Source organism: Actinoplanes sp. NPDC049668, assembly GCF_044465445.1.
Taxonomy (GTDB): domain Bacteria; phylum Actinomycetota; class Actinomycetes; order Mycobacteriales; family Micromonosporaceae; genus Actinoplanes.
This window is the reverse complement of record NZ_JBITLR010000006.1, coordinates 403,826-423,682: the sequence shown is the minus strand read 5'-3', so window position 1 is coordinate 423,682 and position 19,857 is coordinate 403,826. Positions and strand designations below refer to the sequence as shown.

Annotated in this window: 15 protein-coding genes; 9 read left to right on the top strand and 6 right to left on the bottom strand. The window is 74.0% G+C overall.

All coding sequences use genetic code 11. The features are described 5' to 3' along the window. Positions 1 to 76: 76 nt before the first annotated feature. The 5 genes from ACIBSW_RS26555 (at position 77) to ACIBSW_RS26535 (ending at position 6,496) form a co-directional block, all read left to right on the top strand. Entirely contained in the window at positions 77 to 2,935 is a 2,859-nt protein-coding gene (locus ACIBSW_RS26555; protein WP_354728313.1) for a GH92 family glycosyl hydrolase, read from the top strand. Between the two features lie 144 nt (positions 2,936 to 3,079). Next, complete coding sequence (locus ACIBSW_RS26550) at positions 3,080 to 3,748, top strand: DedA family protein (protein ID WP_354728311.1); 669 nt, start codon at positions 3,080 to 3,082, stop codon at positions 3,746 to 3,748. Positions 3,749 to 3,817: 69 nt separating this feature from the next. Next, positions 3,818 to 4,648: an SDR family NAD(P)-dependent oxidoreductase gene (locus ACIBSW_RS26545; protein ID WP_354728309.1), complete on the top strand. Its 831-nt coding sequence runs from the start codon at positions 3,818 to 3,820 to the stop codon at positions 4,646 to 4,648. 46 nt (positions 4,649 to 4,694) lie between these two features. Continuing rightward, positions 4,695 to 5,672: an ATP-binding cassette domain-containing protein gene (locus ACIBSW_RS26540; protein ID WP_354728307.1), complete on the top strand. Its 978-nt coding sequence runs from the start codon at positions 4,695 to 4,697 to the stop codon at positions 5,670 to 5,672. Then, positions 5,669 to 6,496, top strand: a complete 828-nt coding sequence (locus ACIBSW_RS26535) for an ABC transporter permease (protein ID WP_354728305.1) — start codon at positions 5,669 to 5,671, stop codon at positions 6,494 to 6,496. Before ACIBSW_RS26540 ends, ACIBSW_RS26535 begins: the two co-directional genes overlap by 4 nt. On the opposite strand, the gene ACIBSW_RS26530 is transcribed toward ACIBSW_RS26535, so the two are convergent. Together ACIBSW_RS26530 and ACIBSW_RS26525 are read right to left on the bottom strand one after the other, a co-directional pair. After that, complete coding sequence (locus ACIBSW_RS26530; RefSeq protein ID WP_354728303.1) at positions 6,456 to 9,623, bottom strand: BTAD domain-containing putative transcriptional regulator; 3,168 nt, start codon at positions 9,621 to 9,623, stop codon at positions 6,456 to 6,458. The genes ACIBSW_RS26535 and ACIBSW_RS26530 overlap by 41 nt on opposite strands. A 14-nt stretch (positions 9,624 to 9,637) precedes the next feature. Next, positions 9,638 to 11,662 (bottom strand): alkaline phosphatase family protein, encoded by a 2,025-nt coding sequence (locus ACIBSW_RS26525; protein ID WP_404799460.1) that lies wholly within the window; start codon positions 11,660 to 11,662, stop codon positions 9,638 to 9,640. A 165-nt stretch (positions 11,663 to 11,827) separates the two neighbouring features. Here ACIBSW_RS26525 and ACIBSW_RS26520 point away from each other — a divergent pair, with 165 nt between their 5' ends. Next, positions 11,828 to 12,301, top strand: a complete 474-nt coding sequence (locus ACIBSW_RS26520) for a DUF6174 domain-containing protein (protein ID WP_354728299.1) — start codon at positions 11,828 to 11,830, stop codon at positions 12,299 to 12,301. A 35-nt stretch (positions 12,302 to 12,336) separates the two neighbouring features. After that, positions 12,337 to 13,545, top strand: a complete 1,209-nt coding sequence (locus ACIBSW_RS26515) for a glycosyl hydrolase family 18 protein (RefSeq protein WP_354728297.1) — start codon at positions 12,337 to 12,339, stop codon at positions 13,543 to 13,545. On the opposite strand, the gene ACIBSW_RS26510 is transcribed toward ACIBSW_RS26515, so the two are convergent. The 3 genes from ACIBSW_RS26510 to ACIBSW_RS26500 form a co-directional block, all read right to left on the bottom strand. After that, positions 13,542 to 14,291: a laminin G domain-containing protein gene (locus ACIBSW_RS26510; protein WP_354728295.1), complete on the bottom strand. Its 750-nt coding sequence runs from the start codon at positions 14,289 to 14,291 to the stop codon at positions 13,542 to 13,544. The genes ACIBSW_RS26515 and ACIBSW_RS26510 overlap by 4 nt on opposite strands. 139 nt (positions 14,292 to 14,430) lie before the next feature. Further along, positions 14,431 to 15,366, bottom strand: a complete 936-nt coding sequence (locus tag ACIBSW_RS26505; protein ID WP_354728294.1) for a sporulation protein — start codon at positions 15,364 to 15,366, stop codon at positions 14,431 to 14,433. Positions 15,367 to 15,441: 75 nt separating this feature from the next. After that, positions 15,442 to 17,067 carry a putative PEP-binding protein gene (locus tag ACIBSW_RS26500; RefSeq protein ID WP_354728293.1) on the bottom strand — a complete coding sequence of 542 codons (1,626 nt, stop codon included), beginning with the start codon at positions 17,065 to 17,067 and terminating at the stop codon, positions 15,442 to 15,444. 338 nt (positions 17,068 to 17,405) lie between these two features. On the opposite strand from ACIBSW_RS26500, the gene ACIBSW_RS26495 reads away from it, so the two are divergent. Further along, positions 17,406 to 17,936: a SigE family RNA polymerase sigma factor gene (locus ACIBSW_RS26495; RefSeq protein WP_354728291.1), complete on the top strand. Its 531-nt coding sequence runs from the start codon at positions 17,406 to 17,408 to the stop codon at positions 17,934 to 17,936. After that, positions 17,933 to 19,081 carry a hypothetical protein gene (locus ACIBSW_RS26490; RefSeq protein WP_354728289.1) on the top strand — a complete coding sequence of 383 codons (1,149 nt, stop codon included), beginning with the start codon at positions 17,933 to 17,935 and terminating at the stop codon, positions 19,079 to 19,081. The genes ACIBSW_RS26495 and ACIBSW_RS26490 overlap by 4 nt, the downstream gene beginning before the upstream one ends. Here ACIBSW_RS26490 and ACIBSW_RS26485 read toward each other — a convergent pair. Next, positions 19,078 to 19,797 carry a tetratricopeptide repeat protein gene (locus ACIBSW_RS26485; protein ID WP_354728287.1) on the bottom strand — a complete coding sequence of 240 codons (720 nt, stop codon included), beginning with the start codon at positions 19,795 to 19,797 and terminating at the stop codon, positions 19,078 to 19,080. The two genes, ACIBSW_RS26490 and ACIBSW_RS26485, sit on opposite strands and share 4 nt — an antisense overlap. Positions 19,798 to 19,857: the final 60 nt, after the last annotated feature.

The window sequence follows — 19,857 nt, the reverse complement described above, 5'->3', positions numbered from 1 at the left end:
GGTTGACACATCGGAGCTTGTCGATAAAGGCTTCCCCTTGACGGGTCATGACATCGATGTCATCAGGGGGAAGTGCATGCTCGGATTCCGTACCGTTGCCGCGCTCTTGGGTCTCGCCCTGGCCGTGCCGATCGGCTCGGCCGCCCGGGCCGCGCCGCCGCCCGCGCTGGTCGCGGACCCCGCGGCATACGTGAACCCGTTCATCGGCACCACGAACCTGGGCAACACCTACCCGGGCGCGGTGACGCCGTTCGGGATGCTGGCCTGGAGCCCGCAGACCTCGCGCGGCAACCAGCTCTCGACGCCCGCGCCGGGCGGCTACCAGTACACGGCGACCCGGATCCGCGGGCTCAGCCTGACCCACCTCAGCGGGGTGGGCTGCTCGGGCGCGAACGGCGACATCCCGATCATGCCGCACGTCGGCGACGTCGCGACGTCCCCGACCGCGGACGCCGTCGACGCCGTCTACGCCAGCACGTTCTCGCACGCCAACGAGGCCGCCGCGCCCGGCTGGTACTCCGTCGGACTGGACAGCGGCGCCGGCGCCGAGCTGACCGTGACGCCGCGCACCGGCTACGGCAGGTTCACCTTCCCCGCCGACAAGCCGGCCGCCCTGCTGTTCCGCACGTCGATGTCGGAGACCGGCAGCGAGGCCGCGACGGTGCACCTCGACCCGGCGACGCAGACGGTCAGCGGCTCGGTGAGCGCCGGCAACTTCTGCGGACCGCAGAGCACCAACAACTCGCACGCCTACTACACGCTGCACTTCGTCGCGAAGCTCGACCAGCCGTTCGCCGCGACCGGCACCTGGAAGGACGCGACGCTGACACCGGGCGGCACCGACGCCGAGGGCGGCAGCGGCTACAGCGCGACCGGGCGGCCCAACCCGGGCCGGGGCTCCGGCGGCTACGTGTCGTTCGCGCCCGGCACCACCGCCGTCGGGATGCGCGTCGCCATCTCGTACGTGAGCCTGGACGGCGCGCGGGCCAACCTGGAGCGCGAGTCGCCCGAGCGGCGGACCTTCGAGTCGATCAAGGCCGACGCCCGCCGGGCCTGGTCGCACCGGCTCAAGCGGATCCGGATCGGCGGCGGCACCGAGGACCAGACCACGACGTTCTACACCGCGCTGTACCACGCCATGCTGGAGCCCACCCTGACCAGCGACGTCGACGGCCGCTACTACGGCGCCGACGACGAGATACACCGCCTGTCCACCCGGCAGAGGGCCCAGTACGGCACGTTCTCCGGCTGGGACGTCTACCGCGCCCAGGTGCAGCTGCTCGCCCTGCTCGACCCGAAGATGGCGTCGGACTTCGCGCAGTCGCTGTACAACTACGCGACCCAGCGCGACGGCGAGTGGGACCGCTGGCTGCTGCAGCACGGCAAGACCGCGGTCATGTCCGGCGACCCGTCGGCGGCCGCGGTGGCCGGCATGTACGCCTTCGGCGCCCGCGACTTCGACGTCCGGGGCGCCTTCGACTCGCTGGTGCGCGCGGCGACCGTGCCGACCGCGAACGACTCCAGCGACGCCGGCTGCAACGTCGAGTGCGTCGGCCAGCGGCCCTCCCTCGACAAGTACCTGACGCTGGGCTACGTGCCGGCCGACGACTGCCACTGCTGGGGCGGCGCGGCCGAGACGCTGGAGGACGCGGCGGCCGACTACGGCATCGCCGAGCTGGCCAAGGCGCTCGGCGAGGACGAGACGCACGCGGAGTTCCTGCGCCGCTCGCACAACTGGCGCAACGTCTTCGACCCCGCCGCCCGGGCCGACCCGGGCCTGGAGCACAACATCCGCGAGCGGATCACCGCGATCACCGCGAGCGGGGAGAACCCGCCCGGCGAGGGCAAGGCGCAGGCCTTCGACGGCGACAAGGGCACCAAGTGGCTCACGTTCGCCGCCACCGGCTGGGTGCGCGCCGGCCTGTCCGCGCCGCTCACTGTCGAGAGGTACGCGCTGACCTCCGCGAACGACGTGCCGGCGCGGGACCCGCGGGACTGGCGGCTGCAGGGCTCGGACGACGGCACCACCTGGACGGACCTCGACACCCGGACCGGGCAGACGTTCGAGGCCCGCGGACAGACCCGGCTGTACACGGTCGCCGAGCCGCGGCCGTACCGCGAGTACCGGCTGGAGGTCACCGCGAACGGCGGCGCGCCGATCGTGCAGCTCGCCGAGCTGGAGCTCGCCGACCCGGCCGTGCCGACCCCCGCGCCGGCCGACGGCGCACACGTCGGCTGGATGCGCGACCGGTACGCCGACGGGCACTGGGCCGAGGGCTTCAGCCCGTCGACCGGCGCGGGCTTCGTCGAGGGCAGCAGCGCGCAGTACACCTGGATGGTCTACTCCGACGTGGTCGGGCTGGCCGCGGCGATGGGCGGGAACGCGATCGCGATCGAGCGCCTCGACGCGTTCTTCCGCAACCCGGACGGCACGTTCGACCTCAGCGCCACCAAGAGCACGAGGTTCGACGCGACCAACGAGCCCGACATCCAGACGCCATACCTCTACAACTACCTCGGCGCCGCGCACCGGACCCAGGAGACCGTCCGGGCGATCATCGACGGCAAGTGGAGCAACGGGACCGGCGGCATACCCGGCAACGACGACGCGGGCACGATGAGCGCCTGGTACGTCTTCTCCGCGCTGGGGCTCTACCCGACCGTGCCGACCCGCGCGGAGCTGGCACTCACCTCGCCGCTCTTCCCCCGCGCGGTCGTGCACCTGGCGAGCGGCCGGGACCTGACCATCGCCGCGCCGCGCACGGACGGTAAGGCTGTCTACGTTCGGAAACTCACTCTTAACGGGAAAAAGACCACCCGGGCCTGGCTGCCCGCGAGCGTGCTCACCAGGGGCGGCAGCCTGCGCTTCACGTTGGCGACCACACCGAGCCTGACCTGGGGAAACGGTCCGGGGGACGCGCCTCCGCAGAATTGACCGGCGTGCCCGCGCGGCGGGTTGCGGGGTGAGCTCGGCGATCCCTCGCCGGGCTCACCCCCGTGTCGCAGTTGCCGATAGGTGGTTACCGTGTGACGTCGGGGGCGCGAGTCCCGACACCGATGACGGGAGACCGCTCAGCCCATGCCCCCCGCGGACGATCTACCCAGCTTCCTGCACAGCGTGGCACCCATCCTGGACCGATGGGGTTACCTCGCCATCGCGGGTGTCATCGGGGTCGAGAGCTTCGGCGTGCCCGCGCCGGGCCAGACGCTCATGATCGCCGCGGCGATCTACTCGAGCTGGGGACGGCTGGACATCTTCGCCGTCGCCGCGGTCGCCTTCGTCGCGGCCGTGCTCGGCGACAACATCGGCTACTGGATCGGCGTGCGCGGCGGCCGCCGGGCGGTGCACCGCTTCGGCAAGTACATCTTCATCACCCCGGCACGCCTGGAACGCGCCGAGCGGTTCTTCGCCCGGCGCGGCAACCGGATCGTCGTGGTCGCCCGCTTCATCGACGGGTTGCGGCAGCTCAACGGCGTGATCGCCGGCATAACCGCGATGCCCTGGCGGACCTTCCTGATCTACAACACGATCGGCGCCGCGCTCTGGGTCGGCTGGTGGACGACCGTCGCGTACCTGCTGGGCACCCACCTGGTGGAGATCATCGACCGGGCGCACGAGTACCGGTACTGGGCGATAGCCGCGGTGGTGATCGCCATCGGCGGCTACGCCTGGCTGCACATCCGCCACATCCGCCGGCGCCGCGCCCGCGCGGCCGCCGCCCTCGATCGCCAGGAGGTCCGGGCCTGACGGTTCACGGCGCGCGGGCCGGCCGGTAGCGTCCCGGAGATCGCGCGGGTTCAGGACTGGAGCATCATCGTGAATCGTTTCGCATTCGCCGGGCGCACCTGTGTCGTCACGGGCGCGGCCAGCGGCATCGGCGCCGCCCTCACGCTCGACCTGGCCCGGCGCGGCGCCGTCCTGGCCCTGGTCGACCGGGACGCCGAGGGCCTCGCCCGGATCGCCGGGCAAGCCCGCGAGTCCGGCGCGAAGCAGGTCAGCACCCACGTCGTCGATCTCTCCGACGGCGGGGACCGGCTGGACCTGGCCGCCGAGGTCGCCCGCCTGCACGGCGGCGCCGATCTACTGATCAACAACGCCGGCGTGGCGCTGAGCGGAACCTTCGACGAGGTCAGCATGGCCGACTTCGACTGGCTGCTGGAGATCAACCTGCACGCGGTGATCCGGACCACGAAGGCGTTCCTGCCGCAGCTGATGAGCCGCCCGGGTTCGCACGTCGTCAACATCTCCAGCCTGTTCGGCCTGATCGCGCCGCCCACCCAGGTCGCCTACGTCACCAGCAAGTACGGCGTCCGCGGCTTCTCCGAGGCGCTGCGCCACGAACTGGCCGGGACGGTCGGCGTGACGGTGGTGCACCCCGGCGGCATCCGGACCAACATCGCCACCAGCGCCCGGCTGTCCGGCCCCGACACCGACGGCAGCCAGGCCGCCCGGGCCGCCGAGTTCACTCGCACCGCGCTGACCATGCCGCCCGAGGAGGCGGCGAAGCTGATCATCGCGGCGGTGCGGGCCCGCAAGCCCCGGCTGGTGATCACCTGGGCGGCCCGGCTGGCCGACGTGCTGGCCCGGATCGCGCCCGGTAGGTACTGGAATATCCTCCAGCGTCAGGCCGCGAAGAGGACCATGTAGGCGCCGTGTCGGCGCCGTGTCAGCGGGCCCGGGCACGCTGGCACGCATGACAGCTGATCTGGTGATCGAGGCCGAGGGCCTCGTCAAGCACTTCGGGTCGACGAAGGCCCTGCAGGGCGTCGATCTCGCCGTGCCCCGGGGGACCGTGCTCGGCGTGCTCGGCCCCAACGGCGCCGGCAAGACCACCGCCGTCCGCATCCTCTCCACGCTGCTGAACCCGGACGCGGGCAGCGCGCGGATCAGCGGCTTCGACGTGGTCCGCGAGGCCGAGAAGGTCCGCCAGGTGATCGGCCTCACCGGCCAGTACGCCTCCGTGGATGAAGACCTGACCGGCCGACAGAACCTGGAGCTCTTTGGCACCCTGCTTGACTTGGGCCGGGCCGGCGCCCGCCGGCGGGCCGCCGAGCTGCTCGAGTGGTTCGACCTCACCGACGCGGCGGGCCGGCAGGCCAAGACCTACTCCGGCGGCATGCGCCGGCGCCTCGACCTGGCCGCGAGCCTGGTCGGCTCCCCCGACGTGATCTTCCTGGACGAGCCCACGACCGGCCTCGACCCCGCCAAGCGCGAGGACATGTGGGAGGTCGTCCGCACCCTCGTCAAGGCCGGCTCGACAGTGCTGCTGACCACGCAGTACCTGGAGGAGGCGGACGCGCTCGCCGACGAGATCACCGTGATCGACCACGGCCGGGTCATCGCGCACGACACCCCCGAAGGGCTCAAGCGGGTCGTCGGCGGCCAGACCCTCGAGGTCCGCCCGTCCGACCCGGAGCAGCTGCGGCTCACCGCGTCGATCCTCTCCGAGGTCTCCTCGGGTGCGCAGGCCGACGAGATCCGCAAGGGCATGCTCGCCGTGCCGGTCGCCGACGACCGCGCCATGACCGAGGCCGTCGCCCGGCTGGCCGCGGCCGGCGTCGCCGTCACCGAGCTCGCCCTGCACCTGCCGAGCCTCGACGAGGTCTTCTTCACGCTCACCGGGCGGACCGCCGCCGAGGACGACACGACCAAGGAAGAGGTGGCGGCGTGACCACGACGATCGCTCCCCGGACCGGCAACCCGGTCCTGCCGACGCGGGCGGTACCGAGCCCGCGGCCGTTTCGGCTCGTGCGGCACTCGCTCGCGCTCGCCAAGCGCAGCCTGATCAAGACCGCGCGTACGCCCGAGGCGCTCATCGACGTGACGCTTCAGCCCGTGCTGTTCCTGGTCATCTTCGTCTACATCTTCGGCGGCGCGGTCGCCGGATCCACCGAGGAGTACCTGCAGTTCCTGCTGCCGGGCATCCTCGCGCAGACCATCGCGACGGGCTGCATCGCGATCGGCGTCAACCTCAACACCGACATCGCGAAGGGCATCTTCGACCGGTTCCGGTCGCTGCCGGTGCCGCGCTCGGCGCCGCTGCTCGGCGCGGTGCTCGGCGACATCGTGCGGTACGTGATCGTCACCGTCTCCACGCTGGCGATCGGCTACGTGATGGGCTTCCGGATCACCACCGATCCGCTGAGCGCGCTCGCGGGCTGTGGCCTGGCGGTGCTGTTCGCGCTCTGCCTGAGCTGGCTGCCGGTCTTCGTCTCGATGAAGGTGCGCACGCCGGGCGCGGTGCAGGGCATCATGTTCGCCGCGATCATGCCGCTGAGCTTCGCCTCCAACGTCTTCGTCAACACCGACACGCTGCCCGGCTGGATGCAGGGCTTCGTCAACGTGAACCCGCTGACGCACCTCGTCGGCGCGATGCGTGGCCTGTTCCTCGGCACGCCCCTCGACAACCACGTGTGGTGGACGCTGGCCTGGTGCGCGATCTTCGTCGTGGTGTTCATGCCTCTGGCGCTGCGGGCGTACCGGAAGAAGGTCTGAGCAGGTCGGCCATCAGCTCCCGGATGCGGGAGCTGATGGCCGCCGGCGTCCGGTCCTGGCCGGCGCCGAGCAGGTCCCGGCGCCGCGCCTCCGGGCCGAGGGCGGCGGCCAGCCGGGCGCCCTCGCCGTACGGGAAGACCATGCCGGCGTCGGCGCCCGCCCGGATGCCCAGCGTCCACAGTTCACGGGCCGTCTCGTCGTCGCCGTTGAACGCCGCGAACTCGGCACCGCCGAGCGCCCACGCGCCCAGCGGCGGGCTCTCGCCGTACGCGGAGACGGCCTCGTTGCGCGCGAGGGTCAGCGAGGCGACGGCCCGGGCCGACGCCGACGCCCGGGTCTCCGGCCGGGCCTCGCCCACCCACAGGCGCAGGATCGCGACCGCGACCCGGAACGCGACCCGCCGCCGCGGCAGGTGATCCTCGAACAGGCCGACGGTCCGGTCCACCGTGTCGGCGTAGCCGAGCGCCTCGTCGTGGCGCCCGCGCCGCCAGGCCAGGTGCGCCAGGCCCAGGCAGGCGTGCACGGCGTCGTCGTCGCCGACCGGGGCGGACGCCACCAGCTCGCGCAGCCGCCGCTCGGCGTCCGGATCGCCGTCGAGCGTCCGCCGCACGTCGAGCAGCACCCCGATCGAGTGTGCGTCCTGCTTGGCGCCGACCAGCTCCATGTGCCGCACGCTGCGGGTCAGCCACTCGGTGGCCCGGGCGTCGCCGCGGGAGCCGACGGCGTGCCCGACGACCTGGGCGGCCATCGCCATCCCCCAGTGGTCACCCGCCTGTTCGAAGCGCCGGTACGCCAGCTCGGCGTCCTCGACGGAGTCGCCGGGCAGCCCACCGCTCTCCCGCAGCGCCGCCCGCAGGAACAGCCCGAAACCCTGCACGTACGGGTCCGGGTACGCGATCAGCTCCTCGGCGCCCGCCAGGCTGGTGCCCGGCCGGATCCGGTCGAACGCGGGCACGGCCCGGGCCAGCACCTTCACCCGCGCGGAGACCTCGCCGGAGCGCTCCGACAGGACTCGGACCAGCGCCCGGCGCGCGAGGGCCGCGACCCGCAGCGGCCCGGTGATGCCGGCGTTCACCCCGACCAGCAGGCACCACCAGGCGAGCCGGTCGGCGTCGGGCAGGGTGCGCCCGGCGGCGGCGCCGGCCGCGATCGCGGAGCGGAGCCGGGCCCGCGGGTCGTCGGCGTGCAGCTGGGCGGCGGCCCAGGTGGTCACCTCGACGTGCAGCCCGCGGACGGTCCACAGGTGGAACAGCGCCGCGGTGATGTCGACCCCCGCGGCCTCGTCGTCGCCGGCGATCGCCCAGCGCAGGCCGGCCAGCAGGTTCTCCTGCTCGGCGGTGCAGCGGGCGAACGCGCCGAGCTGGTCGTCGCCGAGGAACCGCCCGGCGAGCCCAACCGCCTCCGCCCGGGCCCAGCCCACCAGGCCGTCCGAGGCCGGCGCCCGGCCACCTGCCGCGTCCAGCCGGGCCTCGCCGAACTCCCGGACGGTCTCGAGCATCCGGTAGCGCGGCGCACCGCCGTCGCCTTCGATGCTCAGCAGCGACTGCTCGACCAGGGCGGCCAGCCCGCGCCGGACGTCCGGCGCACCCGCGACCGCGGCGGCGAGGTCAGCGGTGAACGGCGCCGGAATGACCGCGAGGCGGTGCAGCAGCTCCCGGTCGCCGGCCTCGAGCAGTCGGCTGCTCCAGTCGACCATCGCCCACAGGCTCGCGTGCCGCTCGGGCAGGCCGCGCAGGGCGTCGTCGAGCAGCGCGAACCGGTCGCTGAGCCCGGCAAGGACGTCGTCGATCGGCATGTACCGCAGCCGCGCCGCGGCCAGCTCCAGGGCCAGCGGCAGGTTGTCCAGCCGGTGGCAGAGCGCGAGGGCACGCCCGGCGTCCCAGGTCGGCACCGCGCCGCCGGACCGGGCACGGGCCTCCAGCAGGGCGAGCGCCTCGTGATCGGGCAGCGCCGTCAGCCGGTGCACCGCCTCGCCGGCCAGCCCGAGCGGCGCCCGGCTGGTGGCGAGGACGGCGACCTCGGGCGCGGCCGCGGCGAGCAGCTCGGCGACCACCTCCGCGGCGGCGGCCAGGACGTGCTCGCAGTTGTCCAGCACCACGAGCCCGTCGAGCTCCGGCGCGATCGCTTGCAGCCGCTCCCGCGGGCTCAGCACGCGCCGCTCGAGGCCCAGCCCGGCGGCGGCCTCCGTCTCCGCGCCGCCGAACGCGGCGAGGACCGCGGGCAGCACCCCCGCCGGGGAGCGCACGCCGGCCAGCTCGATGACCCGCACCGGGCCGTCCGCGCGCCGCGCGACCTCGGCGGCGAGCCGGGTCTTGCCCGCGCCGCCGGACGCGACGATCGTCACCAGGGGCGCCTCGGCGAGCGCCGCGGTCACGGCCGCGACGTCGTCCTCCCGCCCGACCAGCGCGCCCGCGGGTCGCCGCCAGCCGCGCGGCAGCACCGGGCGCGGCGCGGGCCCGGCCCGAAGCTCTCCGCGCAGCAGGGCGAGATGCGCCTCGGCCAGCGCCGGGGACGGGTCCGCGCCGTAGCGGTCGGCCAGCTCGGCCCGCAGCCGCTCGAACAGGTCCAGGGCCTCGGCGTCGCGACCCTGCGCCGCGAGCAGCCGCACGAGTAGCGCGGCGGCCGGCTCGTCCGGTGGCGTGTGGGCGGCGAGCCTGCGCAGATCGGTCTCGTCGTTCGCACCGGCACCGGCACCGGCCAGCGCGGCCTCGGCCCGCAGCGCGGCGACATCGGCGAAGAGCCGCGCGCCGTCGGCGAGGTCGGGTACCTCCGGAAACCGGGCCCGGGCTGCGTCGGCGGCCTCGCGCGCGGCCGCGGCGTCGCCGGCCCGCAGCGCGGTGCGCGCCCGCTCGATCAGGCCGCCGACGGCCACCGCGTCGACGTCCACGAGGTCGGCGGGGATCCGGTACCCGCCGGGAACCGCCTCCACCGCGAGGCCGAGCCGCCGCACCCGGGACACCAGGGCCTGCAGCGCGCCCGCGGAGTCGTCCGGCGGATCGCCGCGCCAGACCGCCTCGGCCAGCGCCACCGTGGAGACGGCCCGCCCCCGCGCACCGACCAGCTCCCGGACCAGCGCGCCCAGCCGCTCACCCCGCACCGGTCGCCCGTCGACCGCCAAGACCCCCAACGTGACAACGCTGGTCACGACGGCGCGGCCATCAGGTCGACGGGTGGGCGCTTGCGCACGCCGAGGAGTTCGAGCCATTCGATCAGCTGGCGGTGCACGGCGTCCGGGCCGTCGAGGTCGCCGTGGGTGATCTGCCACTCGGCCGGGTGCACCAGCATCGCGTCGGTCTGCCAGCCGCCGAGTCCGCCGTGCGAGCCGACCAGCTCCTCGAACGCCGCCACCTCGTCGGTCACCGGGTCGACCGAGCTGATCAGCACCAGGTCGCCGACGTGCGCGGCCCGCTGGTGCCGCAACAGATCGGCGCGGGCGTGCGGCCCGTACGGCAGCAGCGGATCGACCCCCTCGACCGTGCCGTCGGCGAGCCGGTGGCTGCCCGCCGCGCCGACGGCCACCGGCCCGTCGTCGTCCACGACCACCAGGCCGACGCCGGGGTGTTTCGCCAGGCCGGAGACGAGCTGCGGGTACTCCCGGTCGATCCGGGCCCGGTCGAGCCGCTCCGGGAAGCGGGTCAGGTAGATCAGCGCCAGGTTGCCCGACGAGACGACGAGCAGCGGGGCAACCGGCGTGGCCGGGAAGTCCGGCTCGACGGCGGCCTCCCGCTCGGCGGGCACCGCCGGCGCGTCCGCCCGGTCGGGCACCGAGAAGCGCTGGACCACCTCGTCGAGGGTCTCGCCGTGCCGCTGCCGGAAGGTGGCGCCCTGGCTCTGGCCGTGGTCGGAGAGGATCACGATGCGGTAGCGGCGGCCGGCCTCGGGCGCCAGGCGCTCGAGCACCCCGAGCATCCGGTCCAGGCTCTCCAGCTGCCGCATCGACTCGGGCCGGGCCGGGCCGGCGTGGTGCGCCACCTCGTCGTAGTCGACCAGGTCGCAGTAGACGGCCGGGGCGCCGCGGGCCATCTGCTCGGCGATCAGCGAGATGTTCACGTCGCGCAGCAGCATCGAGGCGGGCCGCAGCGCCAGGAACGCGCCGGACCGGCTGACCCGGGGCTGCAGGTTGCGGCGCCGCTGCAGCCGGGCCTGGTGCAGCTCGGTGAAGACCTCGCCGACGCCGAGGACCAGCGCCCGGGTGAAGCCGAACGGGCTGGCCATGAACGCCGCCCAGCCCCGGGCCGAGCGGCCGGGCAGGGCCGCGTGGCTGACCGTGAGCAGGCGGGTGACCGCGTCACCGGAGAACGCGTTGCCGATGCTGACGCCGCCGTCGCGCAGCAGTCCGGCGCCGTCGGAGAACCGCCGCTCGATCATCGCCGCGTCGCGGGGCCGGTTGGACACGATCAGCCGGCCGGACTCCTTCTCGTACCAGCGGAAGCCGGGAACCTGCTGGGACGCGCCGTGCAGGATGCCGGCCTGCGCTGCGGGCGTCGTCGACGGCAGGCCGGTGTGCCAGCCGCGCATCGTGTGCGTGCCCGCGCGCAGCCAGCGCCCGATGGTCGGCAGGTTGCCGGCCCGCACCGCCCAGCGCAGCACCGGCTCGCTGACCCCGTCGAGCTGCACCATCAGCAGGCCCGGCTCCTGGCCTGGCGGCGGCCGGCGCAGCGTGATCAGGCGACCGCCCGCCTGCCGGGCGTGGCGCCGGCGGATGCCGCGCATCAGCCGCCGCGCCTCCTTCACGAACGTGTCCTCGGTGCCGCTGTCGAACATCCAGTCCAGGATCGCCGCGCAGACCACGGCCAGCAGCGCCGCGAAGCCGACGGTCGGCCAGCCGCTGAGCCGTTTCGACGGATCCAGCTCCAGCGCGACCACCATCACGATGACCTGGGCCACCACGCCGAGCAGCATCGCGCCCCAGCCGCCCAGCGCGACGACGCCGGCCAGCAGCAGGGGACGCAGCACCGCGCCGACGGCGGCGACGAGCACCACCAGGCCCAGCGTGTCCAGCACGTCCGTGCTGCGTACGCCGGGCATCAGCCACAGCGTGAAACTCAGGACGAAGAACGTGGTCGCCGCGCTGCGGATGACCGCGCGGGCCCGGTCGACGACCCGAGGCCAGGCGAAGACCACGCGCAGCGCGCCCCAGCGATCCCGGACGGCCGGGACCGGCACGGGATCCCGCTGGCTGCCCCCACTGCTTAAGGCCACTGGAAAACGATCGCACAGCCCGGCACGCCCGCGCGCGGAGAGGCGGCCGACGCCGCGCCGCGGCGGCGGAACCGGCACCGGGCGGGCCGCGTCGGACCACCGGATACCGTCGACTCCGTGGAGGGCACCGTGCGATCCAGGACCGTTCTGCCCGGCATTCTGCTGCTCGCCCTCTCCGGCGCCTGCGCCGCGGAGGAGCCCAGCGTGATGAACGAGGGGCCGGCCACCTGGACGGTGCCGGCCAAGTACGGCTTCACCCTCGCCTCCGACTGCGGCGAGCGCGCGCTGATCGGCCGCTTCCAGGTCACCGTCGTGGACGACAAGGTGGTGCACGCCGTCGGCCTGGACGACTCCGCCCGCCGCGCGCTGATGCTGCGCCTCGCCGATCTGGTGCCCACCCTCAAGCAGCTCGAGGAGGAGGCCGAGACCGCCCGCCGCGAGGGCGCGGCCGTGGTCGAGGTCGAGCGGGACCCCTTCGACGCACACCCCACGAAGATCGTCATCGACGAGTCGGCGAACGCGATCGACGACGAGTCGTGCTACACGATCGAGGACTACACGATCGGGCTAACGCAGGCACCCTCGCCGTCCCCGTCGCGATAGGTTCGTGGCTCGGCGATCGGACCGGGGAGGCCCGCATGCGGGTCGTACCCGTCGTTCTGTCGGCCGTGCTGCTGCTGGCCGGCGCCTGCGACTCGTCGTCGGCCGAACCCCCACGGGACGTGGTCGCGCCGGCCAGTGCGAAGCGCGTGGTCGGCTACTTCACCGACTGGGGCGTGTACGGGCGCAACTTCCAGGTCCGCAACGTCGCCGCCAGCGGCGCCGCCGGCGAGCTCACCCACCTGGTGTACGCGTTCGGCAAGGTCGACGGCGGCCGGTGCGCCACAAGGGACGGCTGGGCCGACCATCAGAAGCCGATCGCCGCCGCGGACAGCACGGACGGGGTCGCCGACACCGCCGGCACCGGGCTGCGCGGCAACTTCGGCCAGCTCCGCAAGCTCAAGGCCGCGCATCCGGGCCTCAGGGTGATCTGGTCGTTCGGCGGCTGGAGCGGCTCGAAGGGTTTCACCGAGGCCGCGCGGGACCCGGACGGTTTCGCCGCCTCCTGCCGCCGGCTGCTCACCGACTCCCGCTGGGCCGGCGTCTTCGACGGCATCGACATCGACTGGGAGTACCCGAACGCCTGCGGCGAGGTCTGCGACACCAGCGGGCCCGGCGCCCTGCCGGCCCTGCTCGCCGCGCTGCGCGCCGCGTTCGGGCCGGACGCGCTGATCACCGCCGCCGTGCCCGGCGACCTCGGCAAGCTGAGTGCCACCGACTACGCGGCGGCCGCGCGCAGCGCGAACTGGCTCAACGCGATGACCTACGACTTCTTCGGCACCGGCGCCGGCACCGGGCCGACGGCGCCGCACTCGCCGCTGACCGCGTACCCGGGCATCCCGCGCGCCGCCGCGACGACCGACGCCGCAATCACCGCGCTGCTCGGTCTCGGCATCCCGGCGGAGAAGGTGCTGCTCGGGGTGGGCTTCTACGGCCGCGGCTGGAGCGGGGTCAGCGCGGCCGGCCCGGGCGGCACGGCGAGCGGTCCGGCGCCGGGCAGCTTCGACAAGGGCATCGAGGACTACGCCGTGCTGCGCCGGACCTGCCCGCCCACCGGGACCGCCGGGGGCACGGCCATCGCGCACTGCGGCGGCCAGTGGTGGGGCTACGACACCCCCGAAACCATCAGGACCAAGATGGCGTACGCCCGGAGCAAATCCCTCGGCGGCGCCTTCGCGTGGGAGCTGTCGGGCGACACCGCGGACGCGCAACTGGTCGCCGCGATGCGGGCCGGACTGGACGGTTAGCCGATGCGCACCCAGACGTTGTCGAGGATGCCCTGGAACTGGTCGTTGTCCGAGTAGGCGCCCTTGCCGCCGAGGCTGAGCGGCTCGTTGTTGCTGACCGAGAGCCGCTCGGAGATCGCCCGGTTGCCGCGGACCGCCCCGTCGACCAGCACGCTCAGGGATCCGCGTTGGCGGCGGCACTCGACGGTGTGCCAGCTGCCGTCGGCTACCGGTATCGAGCTGGTGACCATCCGGATTCCCGGGCGCGTGCCGACCAGGACGCAGCTGGCCCGCCCGGCGGCGCCGTCGACCTGCAGCTTGTATTGGCTGCTGGTCGCCGAGTAACCCTTCTGGATGACGTTCTGGCCCTTGGTGGTCTGGCCGCGGGAGAGCAGGACCATGGCGCCGTACGAGATCGGCCGGGTGCCGGGGTTGAGGTTGGCGGCGCTCGGGCTCTGCAGCGCGGCGTGCGGGCACGCGCCGGTCGTGCATTTGGCCGGGAAGCGCACGGCCCCGCCGCTGCCGTGCTGCACGGCGAGCACCCGGCCGCCGTTGCCGGCGACCAGCCTCAGCGTGTGACCGTTGCCGGAGTCGTCGGCGATCAAACTGGACCGTCCGCCGTCGAAGGCGTACCACGCGACGATCTTCCCCGCGCCGGCGACGGCGGGCCGGATCTCGGCCTGCGCGTGGCCAAAGGCGGGGCCGTGAACAGCGCATATGAACGTCCCGGCGAGGATAACGGAGACGGTTAGGTGACGAAAAGACATGTCCGAATTATCACTTGTGAACGTTTTCGAGGTGCCCACAATCGACTACGAGGGTCGGATGATCATGGTCGCCCGTTCGGACTAATCCTTCGTTGGCGTGAATACGCCCGGCCCCTCGGCCGGGCGTAACGACCGCGTGCTACTCGTCGCCGCCGAAGTCCTCGAAGGCCTCCTCCATGACCTCGCCGGCCACGTAGCCGGCGGCCATTCCACCCGCGACGCCGGCGACGAGCCCGCCCATGCCCGAGCCGTGTCCCCGGCCGTGGCCGTGGCCGCCGTGCACCGGCGGGCCGTAGCTCTGCCGGTGGGCGAGGGCCTCGCGGACCCAGCCGTCCACGACCTGCGCCCAGTCGGCGCTGTCCGCGTCGGCGTGCGGGATCGTGTAGCGGCCGAACGAGTCGTGGCCGCGGCCGAACATGCCGCCGCGCTTGTCGAACTCCAGCACGACCTCGACCGTCGCCGGGTTCGCGACGAAGGTCAGCTCGACCTCGTTGAAGGCGTGCGCGTACTGCGCCGGCGGGAAGTACTCGATCTCCTGGTAGAACGGCAGCGTCTGGTGCACGCCGGCGAGCCGGCCGTACTCCAGGTCGGCGTTCTTGAAGCCGAAGCCGAGCCGGGCGAAGGCCTCGAGGATCCGCTCCTGGATCGGCAGCGGGTGCACGGCGACCGGGTCCAGGTCGCCCTTGTCGATGGCCCGGGCGATGGCCACCTCGGTACGCACGCCCATGGTCATGCCGCGCAGGTGCCGGCCGTGCACGGCGGTGATCGGCGTCTCCCACGGCATGACGAGCTGGAACGGCAGGGAGATCTCCTGCTTCTCCCTCAGCCGCATGGACCCGGCGACCTGCACCCGGTGGAACTCGCCGGTGGCGCCGTACTCGCCCTCGCCGCCCTCGACCTCGACGCGCGTGACCAGGCCGAGCGCGATGTGTTCGATGTCGACATCGTGGCTGCCGCCGACCAGGTTCACCTGCCCGGCGAGCGGCGCGCCGGGCCGCGTGTTCGAGTCGGACAGCACGGTGTCGACGCTCGGGCCGCCAACGCCGAACGCGCCAAGCATCTTCTTGAAGCCCACGAGATCCCCCTAGCAGGACAGTCAGTTCGGGCAGAAGCTAACAAGTCACACTGAATGCTTGCTGTGAGCGACGACTCAGACGCGGGTGACCGCGGCCCGGGCCGCCGCCGGGTCGCCGGCGGCGAGCGCCCGCTGAGCCGCGGCCCGGCACTCGTCGACCGTGTGCGCCGCCAGCGCGGCCCGCACCGCCGGTATCGCGCCGGGAGACATCGACAGGCTGGTCACGCCGAGGCCGGTCAGCACCACCGCGAAGGCCGGATCCGCCGCCGCCTCGCCGCAGACCCCGACCGGGCGGCCGACGGCCGCGCCCGCCGCCGCGCAGAGGGCGATCAGCGACAGCAGCGCCGGCTGCCACGGGTCCAGCAGGTCCGCCAGCTCGCCGCTGCGCCGGTCGGCCGCGAACGCGTACTGGCTCAGGTCGTTGGTGCCGACGCTGAGGAAGTCGACCGCCTGCAGGATCTCCGCGGCGCGGACGGCGGCGGCCGGCACCTCGATCATCACGCCGACCGTCGACAGTCCGGCGTCGCGGCACAGCGCGGTGAACTCGGCGGCCTCCGCGACGGTCGTGACCATCGGCGCCATGACGGCCACCCGGGCCGTGTGCCGCCGGGCGGCCTCGGCGATCGCCGCGATCTGGGTACGGAGGATGTCCCCGCGGCGGCGGGCCACTCGCAGCCCGCGGATGCCCAGCGCCGGGTTCGGCTCGTCGCGCTCGCGCAGGAACGGCAGCGGCTTGTCCGAGCCGGCATCGAGGGTGCGGACGATGACCTGGCGGTCCGGCATCGCGGCGAAGACCTCCGCGTACGCGCCGACCTGCTCGGCCATCGTCGGCGGGTCGACGTGGTGCTGGAACAGCAGCTCGGTGCGGAACAGCCCGATGCCCTCGACGGCGGCGCCGCTGAGCTCGGCGGCGCGGCCGATGTTGGCCAGCAGCGCCACCCGGTGCCCGTCGGAGGTCCGCCCGATGTGCTCACCGGCGGGCGCCGCGCCGGGCGCCGCCGCCCTCGCGCCGGCGCCGGCCGCGCCGAGGCTGACCCGGCCGGCGGTGCCGTCGACGGTGACGACCGTGCCGTCCGGGATCTCCAGCGCACCGCCGCAGGCGACCACCGCCGGCAGCCCGCGGACCCGGGCCAGGATCGAGGTGTGGCTGACGAAGCTGCCCGCCGAGGTGACCACGGCGAGCACCTGCGCCGGGTCGAGCAGCGCCGCGTCGGCCGGCGCCAGCTCGACCGCGATCAGCACGAACGGGCAGCCCGGCCGGGGCAGCGCCGGCATCGGCAGGCCGAGGCAGCGCGCGACGACCCGGTCGCGCAGGTCGTCCAGGTCGGCGGCGCGCGCGGCCAGCCGCCCGCCGGCCGCGAGCAGGGCGGAGCGGCGCTCGGCGAGCACCGCGGCGACCGCGTGCGGCGCCTCGCGTCCGGCGCGCACCGCCCGCTCCACGCCCTCGCGCAGGGCGCGGTCGTCGGCCAACGCGGCCTGCGCCCGCAGGATCTCACCGGAGGTCGCGTCGGCGGCGGCCGCCGCGCGCCGGGCGAGGTCCGCGCCGACGGCGGCGATGGCGGCGAGGGCGCGGTCCCGCTCGCGGTCCGGGTCGGTCACCGGACGCGGCGCGGGCAGCCGGGGCGGGCCGGGCAACCGGTACGCGGGCCCGGTTGCCGTGCCCGCGCTCACGCCGAGGCCGCGCAGCAGGTCAGTGTACACAGTGGAATCGTTGTACCGACGAGATCACCTACTGTCAACGCCTGGGCACGCAGTCGCGCCGGACCGCCCGAACGCGCGACGCGGGGCCGGACGCGTTCCGGGTCATGGCGGCCGTTCGGACCATGAGCGAATCAGCCGAAAGGACCGTCACCCGATCCTCGGGATATTCGCGTCAATGACTGAGTACGGCGGCAGGCGGTGCCAATAATTACGGGGGGCACCGCCTGTCGCCCCAATCAGTGATCGGCGGAGACGAGCAGCCCGTGGCCACAGCGGCGGTGATTGACCGCGACATGTACGCTCACGGCTCTTTCCGTACGCCGATCGGACAGCCGGGAATGGATGAAGCTCGCGACTACGCCTATGCGGATTTCGTTCGTGAGCGTTCCCACGCCCTGCTGCGCTCGGCCTACCTGCTGACCGGCGACCAGCACCTCGCTGAGGACCTGGTGCAGGAGGCGCTGGCGCGCACGCACCGGGCCTGGTCCCGGCTCGAACGGCCGAGCAACGCCGAGGCGTACGCCAGAAAAGTCATGTATCACGCCCAGGTCTCCATCTGGCGGCGGCCGAAGGTCGCCGAGGCGCTGCCCGGAGACGGCCTGGAGCGGCACGGCGGCAGCATCGACGACCCCGCCGAGGCCACGGTGCGCCGGATCACCCTGCAGCGCGCCCTGCTCGCGCTGAGCCCGAAGCAGCGCGCGGTGATCGTGCTGCGCTACTTCGAGGACCACACCGAGGTGGAGGCCGCGCAGATGCTCGGCGTCTCGGTTAGCACCGTCAAGACGCAGTGCGGCCGCGCCCTGGACCGGCTGCGGCTGCTCGTGCCCGACCTGCGGGCGCTCGCCGACGCGCAGGAGGCCGGCCGATGACCGCGCCCGATCCGTTGCGCGATGAGCTGCGCGACCTGGCCGACGTGGTGGTCCCCGCCGACCTGTACGAGCGTTCGCTGGCCCGGTCGCGCAGGATCGGCCGGCGGGAGGCCGCGATCGGCACCACCGCGGCCGTCGTCGCGCTGGCCCTGCTCGGCAGCGGACTGTGGCGACTGCCGAAGGGCCCAGAGCCGGCGCCGCCGGTCGCGGCCGCCCCGGCCGGCCCCTCGGCGTCGGCGCCGGTGATACCGCCGGCTCCCCAGACCGCCGGGCCGGGAGAGGTCATCGGCGGCACGTCCGCGCCGGACCGGCCACGCCCGCGCAGCTCCACCTCCAGCCCGCGGTCCACCTCGCTCGTCGACGTGCCCGGTCAGATCTTCTACGCCGACGCCGAGGACGACGGGCGCCTGGTCCGGCTGACCGGCGCGGGTAACCCGTCGACCGTGCTGTCGGCGTCGAACTCCGCGGCCGGGGTATCCCCGGACGGCTCCCGGATCGCCTACGTGACCGACGGGACGCTGATGGTGGCGGAGACCGGCGGCCAGGCCACCCGGCAGGTCTACGCGGGCACCGCCTCCGCCGAGCAGGCGCCCGCGTGGTCCCCGGACGGCGGGCGGCTGCTCATCGACGCGGCCGACCCGGGCGTGCTCGACGTGGCGACCGGCCGGCTGGACCCGCTCGCCGAGGGCCTCGAGGGCCGGCACTTCCGCTGGTCGGGCGACGGCACCACGCTGGTCTACGCGACGCCGGGCTGCGGCCTCGAGGTGGCCGCCGGCACCGATGCGCAGTCCGGCACGCCGGTGCCGGATCAGAGCGGGACGGACGGCCGGGCCGCGTGCCGCCCGGTCAGCGTCGACGCGACCGGCGACCTGGTCGCCGTGCAGCTCGGGCCGACCGCGGCGGCGCAGCCGGACGAGGCGCCCGCCGACGCGATCGTGGACACGGTCACCGGTGACATCGTCGACCTGCCGGTCACCGGCAAGATCATCGGTGCGGTCTTCGACCCGGACGGCAACCTGCTGGTCCGCTCGAAGAAGAACGGCAAGACCCGGCTCTGGCTGTTCTCCCCGGACTTCACGCTGCTGGTGCAGGCCCGGGAGCCGTCGAAGCTCAAGGGTCTCGACTTGCTCGCCTACACCCGCTAAGGCAGGTACTCCTCCGGGCGGGCCGGCGTGTTCGCCTCGGCGCCGCGCTTGCCGAACAGCTTCCAGCCGCGCTTGCGCTTCTCCGGCGGGCGCACGGCCTCCCCGTTCAGGACGGCGAGCCGGTGCTGCGCGACCGGGTTCTCCGGCTCCAGCCGCAGCGAGAGCAGGAACGCCTGGCGGGCCTGATCGGCGTGGCCGAGCGCGTCCAGCGTGACGCCGTGGGTGAAGTAGAAGTGCGCCTCGTTCGGCTCGAGCCCGACGGCCGTGCGGGCGGCCTGCTCGGCGTCCGCGTACTGGCGGTCGGCGGCGAGCAGCGACCAGGCGACGCGGTCGTGCCAGAGCGGGTTCTTCGGCTCGACGATGACCGCCCGGTAGGCCATCGTGATGGCCTCCTCGTGCCGGCCGAGCAGGGTGAGCGCGCGGCTGGCGATCGCGAGCGGGCGGGCGTCCTCCGGCGCGAGGACGATGGCCCGGTTGGCCGCGTCCAGCGCCTTGTCCACCTCGTCGAGGACGAGCCGGATGCGGGCCAGCAGGATCCAGCCGGCCGGGGAGTCCGGGTCGGTGGCGAGGACCGGCTCCAGGTGCGCCGCGGCGGCCGCGGGGTCGACCCGTTCGAACAGCGCGGCGGCCCGCGCGACCCCGATCTCGGTCGGCGTGGTCAGCCCGGGGGCACCGGGCCTCTGCACCCTCAGCGGTCCCGGCTCCAGGCCGTTCATCGACGTCCTGCGGGATTGAAGCTCACACGGTCATCATCGGCACGTTCGCACCCCTCATGA